Below are 16,924 nucleotides of genomic sequence, written 5' to 3'. Positions count from 1 at the left end.
TTGGTAAATAAGAGTGTACCCAAATATACTATGTTAAAATCGCCCCACCCATTAACCGCTCATAGCGATACTTCAACTCAGCTTTCATCAGATCCCAACGATCCAGAGTGACATCTATCTCTATCACCTTCTCCGCCGCTTGTCTAGCTAAAAGCAGAACCTCCTCATCTTCCACCAAGCTGGCTAAAGTAAAATCAGCTACACCAGATTGACGAGTTCCCAGCACTTCCCCCGGTCCACGTAACCGCATATCCATCTCCGCAATAAAAAAGCCATCTTGGGACTGTTCCAACACCTTTAACCGTTGTTGAGCGTCAGGAGACCGAGAACTGCTCATCAATAAACAAAAGGACTTTGCTGCCCCCCGACCCACACGCCCCCGTAATTGGTGCAGTTGTGACAAGCCAAATCTCTCCGCATTTTCTATGAGCATAACGGTTGCATTAGGGACATCGACACCCACTTCTACAACGGTGGTAGAAACTAGAATCTGGGTTTGTCGATCGCGGAATTTAGTAATTGCTGCCTCCTTTTGTGCCGCACTCATGCGACCATGCAACAATCCCACCTGAAAGTCTGGGAAAACAGTTTCCTGTAACTTTTGATGCTCCTCTACCGCCGAACGCAAATCTAACTTTTCCGACTCTTCCACAAGTGGTAAGACTATATACACCTGTCTTCCTTGGGCGATTTCGCGGCGGATTAAATCGTAAGCTTGGGCGCGTTGTTGACCTGTTAATACAGTAGTCTGAATTTTTTGCCGTCCCGGTGGTAACTCATCAATCTGACTAACATTCATATCCCCATGTATAGTTAATGCTAAAGTCCGAGGAATGGGGGTTGCAGTCATAGTTAACACATGGGGTCGCTCACCTTTTTGCTGTAACAGCGCCCTTTGTTTCACCCCAAAACGGTGCTGTTCATCAATCACCACCAACCCTAACTGTTGGAAATTAACAGTGTCTTGTATTAAGGCGTGAGTCCCCACCAACAGAGGTAACTCACCGGTTCCCAACTGGGAGTGAATTTCCCGGCGTTTAGCAATTTTAGTGGAGCCTGTGAGTAATTCCACTGGTAAATGCAACAAGTTAAACCAGCTAACTAACTTACGATAATGCTGTTCTGCTAAAACCTCCGTAGGAGCCATTAACGCCGCTTGATAGCCAGATTGAATCGCCGCCAAGATAGCAATTACCGCCACCACGGTTTTACCCGAACCCACATCCCCCTGTACTAAACGATTCATGGGTGTGGATTGTTGTAAATCGTTGAGAATATCATTAATTACCCGTTGCTGCGCCCCTGTGAGTTGAAAAGGCAAAATTTCCGAGAACTTCTCAATTAGCTGACCTTTAGGGGCGATAATAGCACTAGTTTGGATAGCCTTAGCTTGCTGCTGACGTTGTAGTAAGCCCAGTTGCAGGTAGAAAAATTCATCAAAAACTAGACGATGACGGGCAACTTGTAAACTGGCACTGTCATCAGGAAAATGGATATTAGCGATCGCATCCTTTAACTCCATTAAACCGTACTTTTCCCGCAACCCCTTAGGTAAAGGGTCTTTCAGGTTAACCACAGCCGGCAAAGCAGCCCTCACCGCCTGTCTGACAGTATTGGCAACCACACCCTCAGTCAGAGGATAAATCGGCACTACCCGACCAATCGTCAGAGAATCAATAGTATCCCCGGGATGTGCTAACACTTCCAGTTCTGGGTTATCCAGAGTCAAGCCATATTTACTTTCCTTCACCAACCCACAAGCCGCCAAAATACTACTCACAGGGTAACGGCGTTTTAAACCTTCTTGCCAACCGCGACTAGCAAAACGCGCACCAGCATTAAATCGACTAATTTTAATTTGGCCGGTATTATCCTGAAGGACTAATTCTAAAATTGATAATTTCTTATTTTTGGGGCTAGTAAAACAGTGACAACGCTTGACCCTAGCAATTATGGTAACTGTTTCACCCCCCTGTAGGTCTCGGATGTTCACCTGACGCCCATAGTCAATGTGGTCACGGGGATAGTAGTAAAGTAAATCACGCACCGTATATAAATTCAGCGCCCCCAGTTTATCAGCATTGCGGATACCTATTTCTGGCAAATCACTGAGTTTTTGGTCAATATTAGGCGCTAACGAGCGGCTCACCTGCTGGACAATGGGGGATTTAGGTTGAGATTTTTGAATTTGGTATTTCTCTTGTGGCTGTGTGGTAGTTTCCTTTAGTCCTTGCTGTAGTTGGTAGAGATACCTGCGAGTTTCAGCTACTAAGTGCTGTCTTTCCTCTAGTTCCAGATGGGGATAATTAGCAAACCTCGCCGCTAGTTCTTCCCAACGCTTGCGTTCTGATAGCGATAGAGTGGCAGTTGGTTCCATAGAGGGCAAAACTGTGGGGAATTTCCCAAAAGTCAAGCACAGAAATTCACTGAAGCGGTATTGCTTGCCCATCAAGTCTGTAAAGCCCTGGTCTGCTTCTATTGCCAAGGCTTTGTGCAATCTTACCCAATCTGGTTGGTCATTGGTCATTGGTCATTGGGAATGGTGAATGGGAATATCTCTACTCAAACCAACTGGCGCGCCATGCAGACTCAGCTTGAGCAACTGAGCGCTCCCGTTGCTTTTTTTGATAATCTCGTGCTACCTTCTGCAGTTGAACTAAAATATGGCGAATTTGTCTACGGTCAGATGAAAGTTTTACATCAGCAAATTCCATTTCTGCCAATCGGAGATTAATGGCCATCACCTGGGTGATTTTGGAGTCTTCTGGACTTTGTTCATTTTCAATTTCCACCACCAAGTTTAACAGGTTGGGTAGCCCCGGCATAACCTGAGCGGATGTTTCTGATAGGGATAGAGTGGCAGTTGGTTCCATAACAGCCGCAGCTGCTTCTAAAAGAGGTTCTGGTATTTTTTCGGTTATAATACAAAATGTTTGTAATAAAAGATTAGTTTCACGGGAGATATTTTTCAGTACACCTTGGATGAATTCTTCTGTCTCCTCTTGCCATTCTAATATTTCCATGGGGTTGGATAAATCAGGTGGAGAATTGTTTTTAGTTACATTGCTCATAGGTAAGTCTGATGACTCAGATAAAATCTCCCTGACTTCCTCATCTAGTTCATCTACTTCATCGGTGCTCATCCCTTGAGCGTGGAGATAAGAACGTAATAACTCAGCGGCTTGGGTACCCAAATTGCGGATACCTTGCTGCAACTTTTGGCGCTGATTCAGGGATAAATTGAGAAACTTTTCGGGATACCCTTGAGTACATAGATAGTAACTTGCCAAAATCAACTGCTTGGTGCAAGCTGCCCCCAAACTATGACAATAACTGGCATAAGCATTTTGGAGCGACCTGGCGATCGCCCGGATAGCCTCTTGTAAAGCTGTAATATCCCGTTCAATTAGCTCAATTGCTCTGGCCATATCTTCCTTACTTATCTGTCTTCATCTGTGTAGATCTGTTCTAATTTCAACAACCCACCACTACCCTAAAAAAACACAGGCCAGTTAATTATCACTGACCTGTTAGTATACAAGCATAGAGTTATAAAAATAACTCATAACCACCGAGAGACTTACTTAGAACCCATTTGTGCAGCAACTTCTTCAGCAAAATTACTTTCTTGCTTCTCAATACCTTCACCAAGGATGTAGCGCACAAAGCGACTCACCTTGATAGGTTCCCCTACCTTACCTTTAACTTGTTTTACTAAGTCTTCCACAGAAATACCCTGATCGCGAATGAAAGGCTGATCCAACAAAGTCATTTCTTTGAGGCGTTTCTCAATGCGACCTTGAACGATTTTCTCTTTGATGTTATCGGGCTTATTAGCCAAATCATCCCGCCCCATTTCAATCGCCTTTTCTTTTTCAGCAATTTCGGCGGGGATTTCGTCAATGCTGACATACTCAACATTGGGACAAGCAGCCACCTGCATAGCAGCATTCTTCGCTAATGTTTGAAACTCTTCATTCTTGGCTGCTGCATCGGTTTCGGCGTTAAGCTCTACTAAAACCCCTACTCGACCACCAGTGTGAATGTAGCTGTCTACCACACCTTGTTTATCTTCTGGGATGGCAAAATTGATAAACCGACGTACTTGGATATTTTCACCCAGCTGGGCGATAGTTTGCTTGATAAACTGGTCTACCGTAATGCTTTGATCTTCCAGATAGGGCTGAGTCAATAAAGACTCTACACTATCAGCTGTGGCTGCTTGCTCGGCTAGATTTTTCACTAGAGCTTTAAACGCTTCGTTACGGGCTACGAAATCGGTTTGGCAGTTAACTTCTATGAGTACACCAACTCTACCACTGGGTTGAATGTAGGTCTCTACTAGACCTTCTGCCGCAATGCGATCGCTTTTCTTACTCGCCGAAGCAATGCCTTTTTGTCGCAGCCATTCTATAGATTTTTCTATGTCGCCTTCATTTTCTTTGAGGGCTTTTTTACAGTCCATCATGCCCGCACCAGTTTTTTGGCGTAGCTCTTGGACAAGTTTTGCCGATATTTCCGCCATGTTGCCTTAATTCCTAACTTTACCTTGAGTTGTTATCCCTCACGGGTGTTGAGTATTTCTATCTTACTCAGGGCTGGGGAAGAAAAAGCTGTGAAATCCTAACTTGTTTCCTCCCCTTTGAAGACTCAGCAACACCAGGTGCTGATGATTAATGATTATTCTTCTTCGTCAGAGGACGAGTCAACATCTTCGTATTCTTCGTAGTCCTCATCATCATACTCGGAACCATCATCATCTTCGTAGTCGTCACTTTCTAGCTGACCGTGACGACCTTCATAAATTGCATCTGCCAATTTGCCTACTATCAATTTAATTGATCTGATGGCATCATCGTTTGCTGGTATGGGGATATCTACTACATCCGGGTCGCAGTTTGTATCTAACATAGACACAATGGGCAGTCCCAGTTTTTGGCATTCTTGAACTGCGTTATATTCCCGGCGTTGGTCTACAATCACCACCACATCGGGTACTTTGCGCATATTCTTAATCCCACCTAGGTACTTCTGAAGCTTTGCCATTTCGCGACGTAACATGGAAGCTTCTTTTTTAGGCAATAAATCTAGAGCGCCGTTTTCTTCCCGGCGTTCTAAGTCTTTGAGACGGTCTGCTCTGGTTTTGATGGTTGCCCAGTTGGTGAGCATTCCCCCCAACCAACGCTGATTAATGTAGAAAGAGCCACAACGGGCTGCTTCTTGGGCAACGATTCCAGCTGCTTGGCGTTTTGTACCAACAAACAGGAATTTCTTACCTTGTTCAGACTGCGATCGCATATAGCTATAAGCATCTTCCATCAACTGGGCAGTTTGCACCAAGTCAATGATGTGTACGCCATTGCGGGAAGTATAAATGTAGGGAGACATTTTTGGGTTCCAACGCCGGGTTTGATGCCCAAAATGTACCCCTGACTCCATCATCTGAGCCAATGAAACTACTGGCATATTTTTTTACTCCTATTCGGGTTCAACCTCCATCCAGTTGTATTTCCCAGGTGAGGAAACACCCGAATTACTGGATGTGCGAGATTAGACAACTTTTCTAGGGTATCATAATCACCGTACTATTTCAATTTAATTTTGTTGGTTTCTGACTTGAGCGTAAGCGGCATAAACTCCCTTGACGTTGTACCAATTAAGGAAAATTCGCGCCAATTCTAAGGCTAACTGAGGTTTACCTAAGTTAATTACCCACCGCAACAAAGGCGCCATAGTCCGCTCATTTAGTAAGCCATTCAGGGAGAGAATACCCCAAAGTAAACGATGTAACCAGGTCATTTGAATCATCATTCGTACTTCCCAACAGGGATGCTTTTGATAAAATAAAACTCCCATACGTCCGCGTTGAATTTCTTGGTCAATCAAACGGGGAATTTGTTCTAAGTTAAATGGTGGATGCCAATGATAGCCCACTGCTGCAGGACATTTAATTAGTTTTAGCCCCAATTTTTTCAGTCTCACACCTAATTCTAAATCTTCCCAACCATACAGTTGGAAGCTATTATCGAACATTCCCGCCTTCTCTAACCAATGTTTGGGGATAGCTACGTTACCTGTAGCAAAAAAAGCCGCAGAAAAATCTGTGATTTTATAGGGTTCAGCCGTGGGTTGATCGAAATTGCAAGTATTAATTACTGCACCGTATGTAAAAAACCGATCTGCTTCCTGTAGCCTTTCCCTATCGCTTCCTAGTTTTTTGCGCCCCTGCACCAGCGCCTCCCCATGGGCTTGCAGAAAATTCTTCACCACCACCAAATCACTATCAATAAAAACTATGATATCTCCCCGTGCTTGGGAAATCCCCAAATTTCGAGCCGCCGCGGGTCCGGCGTGGTCTTGCTCAAACCATCGCACATGGGGAAATTCTTCCTTATGTGCTTTCAACCAGTCCAATGTGCCATCAGTAGAGCCATCATCTACTAAAATAACTTCGTATGCACTTGAGGGACTCAACTCCTGCACCTCCAAAGCACGCAGGCACTTTTCTAGAATCGGTTGACGATTATAAGTCGGTATCACAACGCTGAAAAACACAGTCTCACCCACAACAGAATTACCCATCTCCAGGATAAGACAACAACAGACTACATATTCTGTTGGGATCATCCTCCTGTGTAGTTAATCCAAAGCATATATTTAATAATAAATCAAGTATATTTCTAGGACTTGAGCCGATAATTTAAGTATTTATTTATAGATTTATATTTTATATATATTTTTTTGAGCAATTACCTTGAATGACAATATCAGAATCAATAAATTAAATTTATATTCCTCAAAATTAAATGATAATTAGTATCAATAAACTGAAAATATCAATAAACTCAGGAAAATCTTCACAAGGCTGTAATACTTGATATTAAAACCGTATAGATACAATTGTTCTGCTGTCATACCAGTGATTTAATTCAGTACTAAAAGAAAAATTTCTCATTGATATCTACATAATAAGATTAAATTAATCGCCTTATAACCATATTTTAATCTTTATTGCATAAATTGAGGACAAAATATTGATGCTCATGTTGAGTGAGCAATAATGTCCGATTTTCATATTCCCTGACTTAGGGGCAATCGGCTATCACAAGAGTAAACAGCACTTAATAGATATTGCGATTATCCCCCTTAAGTGCAGTTTGGGTGTGATCATTTAGATAGATTTTGTCGTAAAGATTACATAGAGTAAGTATAAATGAAAGGTCATCTTCATCCGAAGAACAATACAACCCTCAACCCATCCGGTAATGAGTCAATTCTCGACGTGATTGGACGGGTGAGCATGAAGCGCCGGCGCTTTGTGGTGACAGCAGCTAGTACATCTATATTGGCAGTTTTGGGTGATACTACCGTCAGCGGCTTGCTGCAAACAGCAACTGCTTCCACATCCACAGTACCTGCTGGGCTTGGCTTTGCTGGTATAGGCTTCCAAAGTATTGAACCAAATCTCCGCAACCCAGCAACCGGACTGTTGGAAAAAGATTTAGTCACTGTTCCCCCGGGTTACACAGCGCGGATTTTGTCGGCTTGGGGAGACCCCATCATGCCTGGTGCGCCTGATTGGCTACCCGATGCTTCCCAAGGTGCAGCAGCCCAAGAAAAACAAGTGGGGATGCACCATGACGGGATGCACTTCTTCCCCCTACCAGGACGCAGCTATTACAACCGGACATCGGGGTTAGATGTACCTGTAGAAGGTCGGGCTTACAATAATAAGGGATTACTTTGTGTTAACCACGAGTATACCCAAGAAACTATCCTGCACCCCGATGGTAATACTGTAATGACTATTGAGAAAGCCAGAAAATCTCAGGCTGCTCATGGTGTATCCATCCAAGAGATATCTAAGGATAGATTTGGCGGTGGTTGGAGTGTTGATCGCAATTCCCGCTATGGTCGCCGCATCACCGCAAACACAGAAATGCGCGTTTCTGGGCCTGCGGCTGGCGATGCGTTAATGAGGTCTAAGAAATTCTCTATTCAACCCAATGGATCAATTGAAATTGGGGTGAATGATGGTTTCACTGCCTATGGTACCCTCAACAACTGCGCCCACGGTGCTACACCCTGGGGTACTTACCTCACCTGTGAAGAGAACTGGAACGTTTATTTTGCTAATCCTAGTGGCGATATAGAATCTGTTCCTGGTCTTGATCAAAAGCTGGAAATCATTTCGGGACAAAGCCGCTATGGTATTCCCACTAGTTCCGGGTACAAATGGCCAGAAGTTGATCCACGTTTTAACGCCAGCACTAACCCCCTAGAGCCCCATTTATTTGGCTGGGTAGTGGAAATTGACCCCTACGAACCCAACAGCAGGCCAGTTAAGCGTACTTCCATGGGTCGATTCAAACATGAAAGCGCCCAGTATGTTGTTGATGATAACAACCGCTTGGCTTACTATATGGGTGATGACGAACGGAACGAATATATCTATAAGTTCGTTTGCTCTCGTACCTACGATACTAAAGTGCGTGCCAATAACCGTGATCTCCTTGACCACGGTACTCTCTACGTTGCCAAGTTCAATGACAATGGTACTGGTGAATGGCTACCTCTAGTTTGGGGTCAACGGGGACTGACACCAGAAAATGGATTTAATAACCAAGCAGAAGTGCTGATTAAAACCAGACAGGCTGCGGATAGAGTTGGCGCTACCATGATGGATCGCCCAGAGTGGGTTGCTGTGCGTCCTCGTATTCGTGGATTTAATGAAGTTGAAGTTTACTGCACATTAACCAATAACTCTCGTCGCGGTACAACACCCGCATCGGTGAATAATCCAGATGGTACAACATCTGGAGGTTCTGCTCGTCCTCCTGTGGATGCTGCTAACCCCAGACAGGACAACCGTTACGGTCATATTATTCGTTGGCGGGAGACTGGACGCAGCGTTGCAGCTACCACCTTTAACTGGGATATCTTTGTTCAAGCTGGTGATAGCCAAAGAACTGAACCTAATCTGGTGGGTGATATTAACGGTGATGACTTTAGTTCCCCAGATGGTTTATGGTTTGACTATTATGGTCGTCTGTGGATTCAAACTGACCATTCCGGTAATGGTCAAGGGGATTTAGTTAACATTGGTAGTAACACCATGTTATGTGCTAACCCTAATAGTCCTAGACAGGTCAAGCTTTTCCTCACCAGCCCAACTCGCTGTGAAGTTACCGGTGTAATTACTACACCTGATCACAGAACCATGTTTATTAATATTCAACACCCTGGGGAAGGTTCAACTCCTGCTGCTCCTGATAGCGTTAGTAAGTGGCCACATAGTCAAGGTTATGGCCCATCTGGTCGCCCCCGTTCGGCTACCGTGGTAATTACCAAGAATGATGGCGGTATTATTGGTACTTAAATCCTAGACAGGTGACAAGCATCAAGATTATTTTCCTATCCTCGACTTAATAATAGTCGGGGATATTTTTTACTGGGTTACAGGTTGGATATCTGACCCTGAGTAAAAGAGATATTTAATTATTTATTAATTGTTTATTTCCTGAATTTTATTCTGGACTTTACCTATTCTTAAATTAAGCAGAAAATTTTCAACATAAACTATATATGTTCTTATGTTCAAGAGTTTGAATTATTCAAACTGATTTTTAGTTGAGTTCTGATTGGGTGAACATATGGCGTTGCGCTATTAGTTGGGTTGGGATAATGCTTTCACTTGAATGGTGTAGATGTGGCTGTAATGATAATTCTCAAACAGTGCCAATAGGTGAGCAAAAAACTAAAGTTCTCCTGGTAACAGCAGCCTTGCTGGGTTTCTTCTTTGTGGCTGAGTGGACTGTGGGGCTGTGGAGTCAAAGTTTATCTTTACAGGCAGATGCTGGACATATGTTTTCTGATGTCACCGCCCTGGGAATATCACTATTTGCTAGTTACCTAGCCCAGCAACCAGCCAGGGGGAAAGCAACTTTTGGATATCAACGTATTGAAGTTTTAGCGGCGTTGTTAAATGGTTTGAGTTTGTTGGCTATTGCCTCCTTTATTACTTGGGAAGCTGTTCAAAGATGGCAAAATCCAGGGAATATTTTAGGTTTACCGATGTTGGCAATTGCCATTGTCGGTTTAATTGTCAATCTAATTAATATTAGCTTTTTACATCCCCATACTCACAATGACTTAAACCTGAAAGGGGCTTTACTACATATCATGGCTGATACTGCTAGTTCTGTGGGTGTGATTGCTGCGGCTGTGGTTATCCATCTGTGGGATTGGTGGTGGGCTGATGTGGCTATTAGTTTAGTGGTGGCAACTTTTACCGGTGTGAGTGCATTGCCTTTAATCCAAGAAAGTTTAAAGATTTTTCTGGAATATGCACCTAAATCTATTGACCCGGTGGAGGTGAAAAAGTTCATTGAATGTTTCCCAGGAATTGTGGAAATAGAGAGGCTACATATTTGGACAATTAGCAGCAGAAAAGTCATGCTTTGTGCCAATTTGACGGTGGAATGTGCGACCCATATAGAACGCGATCGCCTACTTGAGAAATTACATACTCACCTCCAGGACAATTTTCAAATTACAGATATAACCTTGCAGTTAGCTAGTCCCCAAAAACCAGGTAAAGTCCGTTTACATCCCTTATTTAATCAAGACTTATCTTTAATGTTAGCCGCCAAAAAATCTGGTTAACCCCATTAAATTTACCTTTACAGATGATGCTTATAGCCAGGATTCTCAGCATAACCATCACCAATTTATTCGTCCACAATAGGAACTAAAATGAAAGATGTCTCAGGATTCGGGTCTGTTTGGACTCGATGGCAAACAGCATTGGTAGCAATGCTATTAATGATATTCTACTGGTCATTTACCATAGTACCGGCTCATTCCCAATCCCTAGGGGCTGAACAGGTGAGGATTTGGCCTACTAACAACTCCACTATGTTAGTAGACCAGCGTTTTGATTTGCGGGTAGAAAGTATCTTCCCAGCGGAAACTCAGCAGGAACCGACTTTAACCTCTATTAGAATCAATGGGGTAGACTTTACCAATTCCTTTAGAGAAGGTATTAACCAACAGCTACAATTACCAGGGGGCGAACTGGAAATCGGTAAGCCATCAGACTCTAAACTGTTTGGTCAAACACTGCGGAACTACTCCTTTGATACCCCCGGCGTTTACGAGGTAGAGGCTACGGTCAATATTGATGGTAGAGATGTTTTCGCCCGTAACACCTACAAGGTGCAGCGCTTCCAAACCAGCGGAAACCTCAACCGAATTATCTTCTACGTCGGTGATGGTATGGGGGTTCCTCTGCGCACTGCAGCCCGGATCATGGAATATGGAGTTAAGGATGGTCAACCTGGTGGTTATTTGCAAATTGAGCAGATGCCAGAATTAGGTTTAGTATCTACCCATTCTTTAAATAGTATTATCCCTGACTCTGCCAATACTGCGGCAGCTTGGGCTTCTGGGACTAAAACCGTCAATAATGCGATGAACGCTTTCCCGGATAATACCCCCGGGAATCCCTTTGACAATCCCCGTGCGGAAACTCTACCTCAGTACATGAAGCGGAAATACAACTGGGGAATTGGGTTAGTTACCACTGCGTTCACCACCGACGCTACACCGGGAGCATTTGGTACTAATATTATCGCTCGCGCTCAAAACCCGGCGATCGCTCAGACTTATTTAGACTTCTTTAGTGACGAGGGATACTCACTACCTGCGACTGGCTACCAGGGTTGGAAGGAACTAGCCCAACCTGTGGATGTGATTTTAGGACCAGGCGCACGGAACTATGTACCCCAATCACGGATTGCTGAATTTAAAGATACTGCATTCCGCCAGGATGGCAAAGACCTAACGGAAGTGGCTACAAATTTAGGTTACAGCATTGTCAAAGATGTTAACCAGTTAAATAGCGCCCCCAACAATCGACCTATTTTAGGCCTATTTTTGGGAGATTTCCGTCAGGGTTCGGCTTTGGGAGCTTCTAATATTCCTTCGGAACTAGACCTGTTAATTGCTAGAGGTCGGGCGACAATTGAAGGACGGGGTGCTAGTCAACTTGATCCCCCTATCCCCCCAGAATTTGCTAGTATACCTACTCTGGCACAAATGCACCAAAAGGCGATTGCCGTTTTGGATCAACTGCATCCCGAAGGCTGGATTTTGCTTGTAGAATCTTCTCAAGTTGACAAATTAGCCCATCCTCTGGATACTGACCGCACATTATACGAAGTTTTGGCCCTGGATGAAGCTGTAGGTCGCGGTAGGGAATATGCTAGACGCTCAGGTAATACTCTGTTAGTGGTAACTTCTGACCACGCCCAAGGTCAAACCGTTGCTGGTACTGTGGATAGCGTTGCTATCCGCGAAGGTAGAGTAGACCTCAGAGATGCTATGCGTTCCTTTGGTAATGCTGGTTTTACTAACTATGTGGATGCTGATCGCAACGGTTTCCCTGATGATGCGACTCCCAGCAGCAAGTTAGCTATTGGTGTTTCTGCTCGTCCGGTGTTCCGCACTGACTTTTTGACCGATGACCTCAACCGCAATCCAGCTACCGGGGGAGATGGTACTCAAGTCAATCCTCTGCGTGACCCCGATGGATTACTGCTTACTGCTGACTTGCAACGCATAACTACGGTTGCTAACCACACTGCTGATGATGTGGCGATCGCCTCAGAAGGACCTGGTAGTAGATTATTTAACGGTGTGATCGATAATATCGAGGTCTTCCAGCGCATGGGGGCGGCTATTTCTGGTGTTCGCGATCGCAATGACTTAGCTCAGTTGTTAAGCGATGTGAGACCCACTCCCCCCATTCGCTCAATTCGTCCTGTGCGTCCTGTGCGTCCTGTGCGCCCTGTGCGTCCACTTCGTTAATTTCACTAAATTGTCAGGTATCAAATATGTTGAAACTCTTGCGGAATCAAGTTGGGAAATTGCGAGCCAAGCAAGTGCGACGATTTCTGGGTGGTTTGTTGGTGATGGTAACTGCAATGGCGGCGATCGCTATTCAGCCACCTGCTATGGGTTTGTGGAACGCACCCCAAGGGGATAGCGTCATTTACGGTAAACTCGCGGATACACATCTGTGGAATGGTATACCAGGTAAAGACTTGGTACACAACGCTAAAGTTACCATCAATACCCTACCTCCCCAAACTACTCGCACTGATGAACAAGGTAATTTCTGGTTTAAGAATTTACCAGATGCTGAATATATTCTCAAGGTACAGTTACCTTATGAGTCTAAGAAGGACTACATTTTTAGAACTGAGGTACATGGTAATACTGGTACTTTCCTAGATGTAGCTATGGATGAGGCCCATAACCTCAAGGAAATTGATTACTAACTCCTGATCGCTAATTTATAAGTTGACATATTAGGGTGTATTAGTCATAATACACCCCTATTTTATTTGGTTAACTAACTGCCACCCTATGGTTATCAGCGACTGGACTAACACACAAGATACAAATATCAATGGTAAGACTCTTGTGGGGTCTTATCCTGTCCCCTTTTCTAAATCATCTCAAATCTGCTGTATTGGATAAATAAAGTTTAATAAATGATTAATTAAAGATTATTAATTGCATAAATCAGCATGAATTATCATTAAGTATTACTTACTTTAGTCAGGATTTTTTTACGTAACTCATCGTAGAATTTAACTTATATTTAACCTTAATTACGCTAAATTATAACCTTTTTTTTATTTAGATACTAAATAGTAATGATGGTAGTCGTACACAAAATTGAACAAATTTTGTGAGCTAACCCTGTGGTACTAAAAGTAACTAATAGTGAAAATTAGCAAACTACAGACGTTAATGTGCATACATCACAAGTGGATCAAAGTTGAAATAAGAGGAGTGCAAGTTGATGAAATTCCACAAACAAGTAGCGATCGCCTTAGTTGCAGTTTCCGCTAGTGTATTTGGCTTTGGTTCTATCGCCTCTGCTGGAGAAGGCGCTGCTGCTGGAGCTGTAGCAGCTACACTTGATGAAAATGGTTTAGTAGTTGAAATGACTGCTGCTGGAGCGATTGGTAAAAATGATGCTGCTGCTTTAGCCACCTCTAACTTTGGTGTCATTTCCGCAACTGCTTTAGGAAGCGCTGGTGTAATTACAATCATCAGCGATACCGGTAATTATTCCTTCAGTGAAGGTGGTCAGTCTGAAAGCGAATTTTACAACAATGTTACTATGACAGGTGGTGTTGATTCTGCTTTAGGAACCGCCCAATCTAACAGCATTGCTACCTTTACAGAACTCCCCATTGGAACCATAGAAACTGGATTTTAAGTAATCTGGGATGGTGGCGCTTTTATTGAAAAAAAATGGTTAGGGTGTCAAGAATTTAAGATTATCAATAGGGGCAGTTAAATTGATACCGTCATCCAATTCTTTCAGCCCTAACTTTTTTTATGTGAGAAGAAAAATGCAAACCATAAATCCCTATGAAAATCTTTAAACCAGACTTGAGGATTATTTCAGGACTGGGAAAAAATATTTATGCCGATTCCGCACTACAAAAACTTAAAGTTGACAATTAGTTTTTTTTTGAGTTCAGCAATGATATTCTCAGCTGAAGTAGCAGTTGCTGAGACACCTACAAAAACAAGCAGAAACCAATTAGAACTTTTTCCAAGTTTTGAGTTACAAAGGACAATATTCAATCATGGGGAATCAATATCGGACTCTGGTGTTATCAACCAGCTAAAGGTAACCGATTTAGTAAAAACTAATTCTGAGTTTCCCCTTTGTCCTTCGAGTCATGGTGAACAAGGAGAATTTACAGCAGTCAGGGAATTAGCCACAAGTAATTCTATAATTCTTTCTTGTACACCTATGAGGAATACAAGAGTTGATGAATTAGAAAGTAAGGGAAAATCAGGAACAGAAAAACTACCCCCAGGGGATAATCAAGAATATATCATTCCTCCGAGGATTGCTGATCAGGGAAAAATCCACCCCCGCACAACCACGATGCAGATCAATGGTCTATTTATTGATCACTTAACTGAGAGACAATTAAATTTAGGTTACAACTTTAATAATACCCCCAATAATATTTTTAATATAAATGGAATTGTCAAGCTCAACGGAACAGTCAAGGAAAACTTAACAACAAATAATATCTTGACTGTAGACCAAATAGGAGAATATTTACAACTGCAAACCACCAGACAAACTAGAGAAGTTACTGTTAGCTTTAAACAACCACAAACTGTGTTGGGTACAAACCTGCAATTAAGTATGACAGGTTCATGTATCTTTCCTGGGACTAACCCGGAGCAAATATGTACATATATTCCGGCTTTACAATCTGGGAATATTAACTCTGATACTCTACTACCATTTAGAATTTCCCAAACTGCAACACTGGGGGATATAGTAGCCACAACAACAGCAGAAGAAATCAGAAAACCGCAATTTCAATCAGGTGTAGAGAATGGTCAACAAATTGGTATCGATTTGTTAATACCAAACACCGGTGCATTCGTTGGTAATAGCAATGGTGACCAAATATCAATCATCAGAAAAGAAGAAGTTGAAAATGCTCCAGTTGCCAGTTATTCTAGAGTCAGGCAGATTGTCAAAGTCAATGACAGGGAAGCTGTCATGGGTAGGACTGTCAGAGGCTTTAGCTTCATTTTAAATGATGACAATACTTTCTTGAATACAGCTTTGCAATTGGGATATACTGTGTTACCTGATATTGTACCCAACCTAGCTAGTTCAGAAACCAGATTTAACTCAAGTGGGAAAAACAATTTAGCTTCACCTGGGGATAATCATCACAAACCTTCTGGAAGGAGAACTGTTAACAGAAATTTGTTTTTAGCTGCTAATAACGTGAGAATTCCTGCTAATAGTTTAACTGCTTATCATGGGGGTATTGCTAGAGCCGAGAGTATTCCCCCAGGATTGACAAGTTTATCACAAGTACCTGCTGCTAGTTTTAATGGTATTTGGGTAGGTGCGTCACCCACTATCCAACGTAGTTCTCGTGTTAGTACTCGGTTTGAAGATGTTGGTAACCTGAAAATATTATCCTCTCGGGGTTCAGAAGGGGGATCTGAGTCTAATATAGATTTTAGAGCTAATATTAATAATCAAAATTTTTCCCCCATAAACGTACCAAATTTTTATGCTCAAGTTTATGTGACTGTTTTTAATCAAGAGGCGAATAATGTCACATCTAGCAAATATAAACAAGAAACAATATATGCACCACATTTGAGTTTTACAGGTAATATTACAGGTACTCAGGATGTTTTGAGATATTATACAGGTGTGATCGGCGCAGAACAAATTCAAGTTTACAGCGGTCTAGATTATACGAAAAATACTGCCGACAGATGGCGTTTTTCTGGAGCCATAATTGGTTATGTTAATCCAGATGTTGATAATTATAGTCAAGTTACAGGTAGTATTGATAAAGTTATCCCCTGGAATCGGAATAGTAATTTAGTCATCTCCACGGGGGTTAATTATGCTTTTGACAGAGAAGCTCGACCCAATGACTTTGTAAATTCCATTAACGTGAGAGCTAGGGCTAATTTAGGTAATGTTTGGTTCGGTTTAACTAACTATTTTGGGGATGTTTTACCGGATGCAATTAAAAATACTCTGGTGACAAGTGCAGGTATTCAATTTAGCCCCAATTTGTCATTTTCCGCCTATTATAATCCTATAAATGAAAATGTGGCTCGTTCGGTTTATGGTGCTGCGGCTCGATGGAGAATGGGTAACAATCAGAGTAGTCCCACATTTAACCTATCCTGGAGTAATAATGAGTACGACTTTGGCACAGATCAGAATAGTCAGGAATTGAAAATTAACGAGAATGTATTTACTGTGTTTCTCAGAGGTAATTTTTAACAGGCTACATACCTTATAATGATGACTCATTCTTTGTTTTTCTAA

General features: G+C 42.6%; 11 protein-coding genes. 6 read left to right on the top strand and 5 right to left on the bottom strand.

Features of this window, described 5'->3' with window-relative positions; translation table 11 throughout:
- Positions 1 to 28: 28 nt before the first annotated feature.
- The 5 genes from recG to IM676_RS04315 form a co-directional block, all read right to left on the bottom strand.
- Positions 29 to 2,527 carry an ATP-dependent DNA helicase RecG gene (gene recG, locus IM676_RS04335; protein WP_200989083.1) on the bottom strand — a complete coding sequence of 833 codons (2,499 nt, stop codon included), beginning with the start codon at positions 2,525 to 2,527 and terminating at the stop codon, positions 29 to 31.
- Positions 2,528 to 2,558: 31 nt separating this feature from the next.
- On the bottom strand, positions 2,559 to 3,428 hold the full coding sequence (locus tag IM676_RS04330; RefSeq protein WP_200989082.1) for a hypothetical protein: 870 nt from the start codon (positions 3,426 to 3,428) through the stop codon (positions 2,559 to 2,561).
- Between the two features lie 152 nt (positions 3,429 to 3,580).
- Positions 3,581 to 4,525, bottom strand: a complete 945-nt coding sequence (tsf, locus tag IM676_RS04325; RefSeq protein ID WP_200989081.1) for a translation elongation factor Ts — start codon at positions 4,523 to 4,525, stop codon at positions 3,581 to 3,583.
- A gap of 155 nt (positions 4,526 to 4,680) precedes the next feature.
- Positions 4,681 to 5,466: a 30S ribosomal protein S2 gene (rpsB, locus tag IM676_RS04320; RefSeq protein WP_200989080.1), complete on the bottom strand. Its 786-nt coding sequence runs from the start codon at positions 5,464 to 5,466 to the stop codon at positions 4,681 to 4,683.
- A 129-nt stretch (positions 5,467 to 5,595) separates the two neighbouring features.
- A complete protein-coding gene (locus IM676_RS04315; RefSeq protein WP_200989079.1) occupies positions 5,596 to 6,582 on the bottom strand; it encodes a glycosyltransferase family 2 protein in 987 nt (328 codons plus the stop codon).
- A 631-nt stretch (positions 6,583 to 7,213) separates the two neighbouring features.
- Here IM676_RS04315 and IM676_RS04310 point away from each other — a divergent pair.
- From IM676_RS04310 to IM676_RS04285, 6 genes are all read left to right on the top strand, one after another.
- Positions 7,214 to 9,379 (top strand): PhoX family protein, encoded by a 2,166-nt coding sequence (locus IM676_RS04310; protein WP_200989078.1) that lies wholly within the window; start codon positions 7,214 to 7,216, stop codon positions 9,377 to 9,379.
- A gap of 305 nt (positions 9,380 to 9,684) precedes the next feature.
- Positions 9,685 to 10,665 (top strand): cation diffusion facilitator family transporter, encoded by a 981-nt coding sequence (locus tag IM676_RS04305; protein ID WP_200989077.1) that lies wholly within the window; start codon positions 9,685 to 9,687, stop codon positions 10,663 to 10,665.
- A 90-nt stretch (positions 10,666 to 10,755) separates the two neighbouring features.
- Positions 10,756 to 12,870 carry an alkaline phosphatase gene (locus tag IM676_RS04300; RefSeq protein ID WP_200989076.1) on the top strand — a complete coding sequence of 705 codons (2,115 nt, stop codon included), beginning with the start codon at positions 10,756 to 10,758 and terminating at the stop codon, positions 12,868 to 12,870.
- A 26-nt stretch (positions 12,871 to 12,896) separates the two neighbouring features.
- Positions 12,897 to 13,343 carry a carboxypeptidase-like regulatory domain-containing protein gene (locus IM676_RS04295; protein ID WP_200989075.1) on the top strand — a complete coding sequence of 149 codons (447 nt, stop codon included), beginning with the start codon at positions 12,897 to 12,899 and terminating at the stop codon, positions 13,341 to 13,343.
- Between the two features lie 530 nt (positions 13,344 to 13,873).
- Positions 13,874 to 14,296: a hypothetical protein gene (locus tag IM676_RS04290; protein ID WP_200989074.1), complete on the top strand. Its 423-nt coding sequence runs from the start codon at positions 13,874 to 13,876 to the stop codon at positions 14,294 to 14,296.
- Positions 14,297 to 14,506: 210 nt separating this feature from the next.
- Entirely contained in the window at positions 14,507 to 16,879 is a 2,373-nt protein-coding gene (locus IM676_RS04285; protein ID WP_200989073.1) for a hypothetical protein, read from the top strand.
- Positions 16,880 to 16,924: the final 45 nt, after the last annotated feature.

Source organism: Anabaenopsis elenkinii CCIBt3563, assembly GCF_015245355.1.
GTDB lineage: Bacteria > Cyanobacteriota > Cyanobacteriia > Cyanobacteriales > Nostocaceae > Anabaenopsis > Anabaenopsis elenkinii.
Note: the sequence above shows the minus strand (reverse complement) of the source record. Positions and strands in the feature narration are given on the sequence as shown.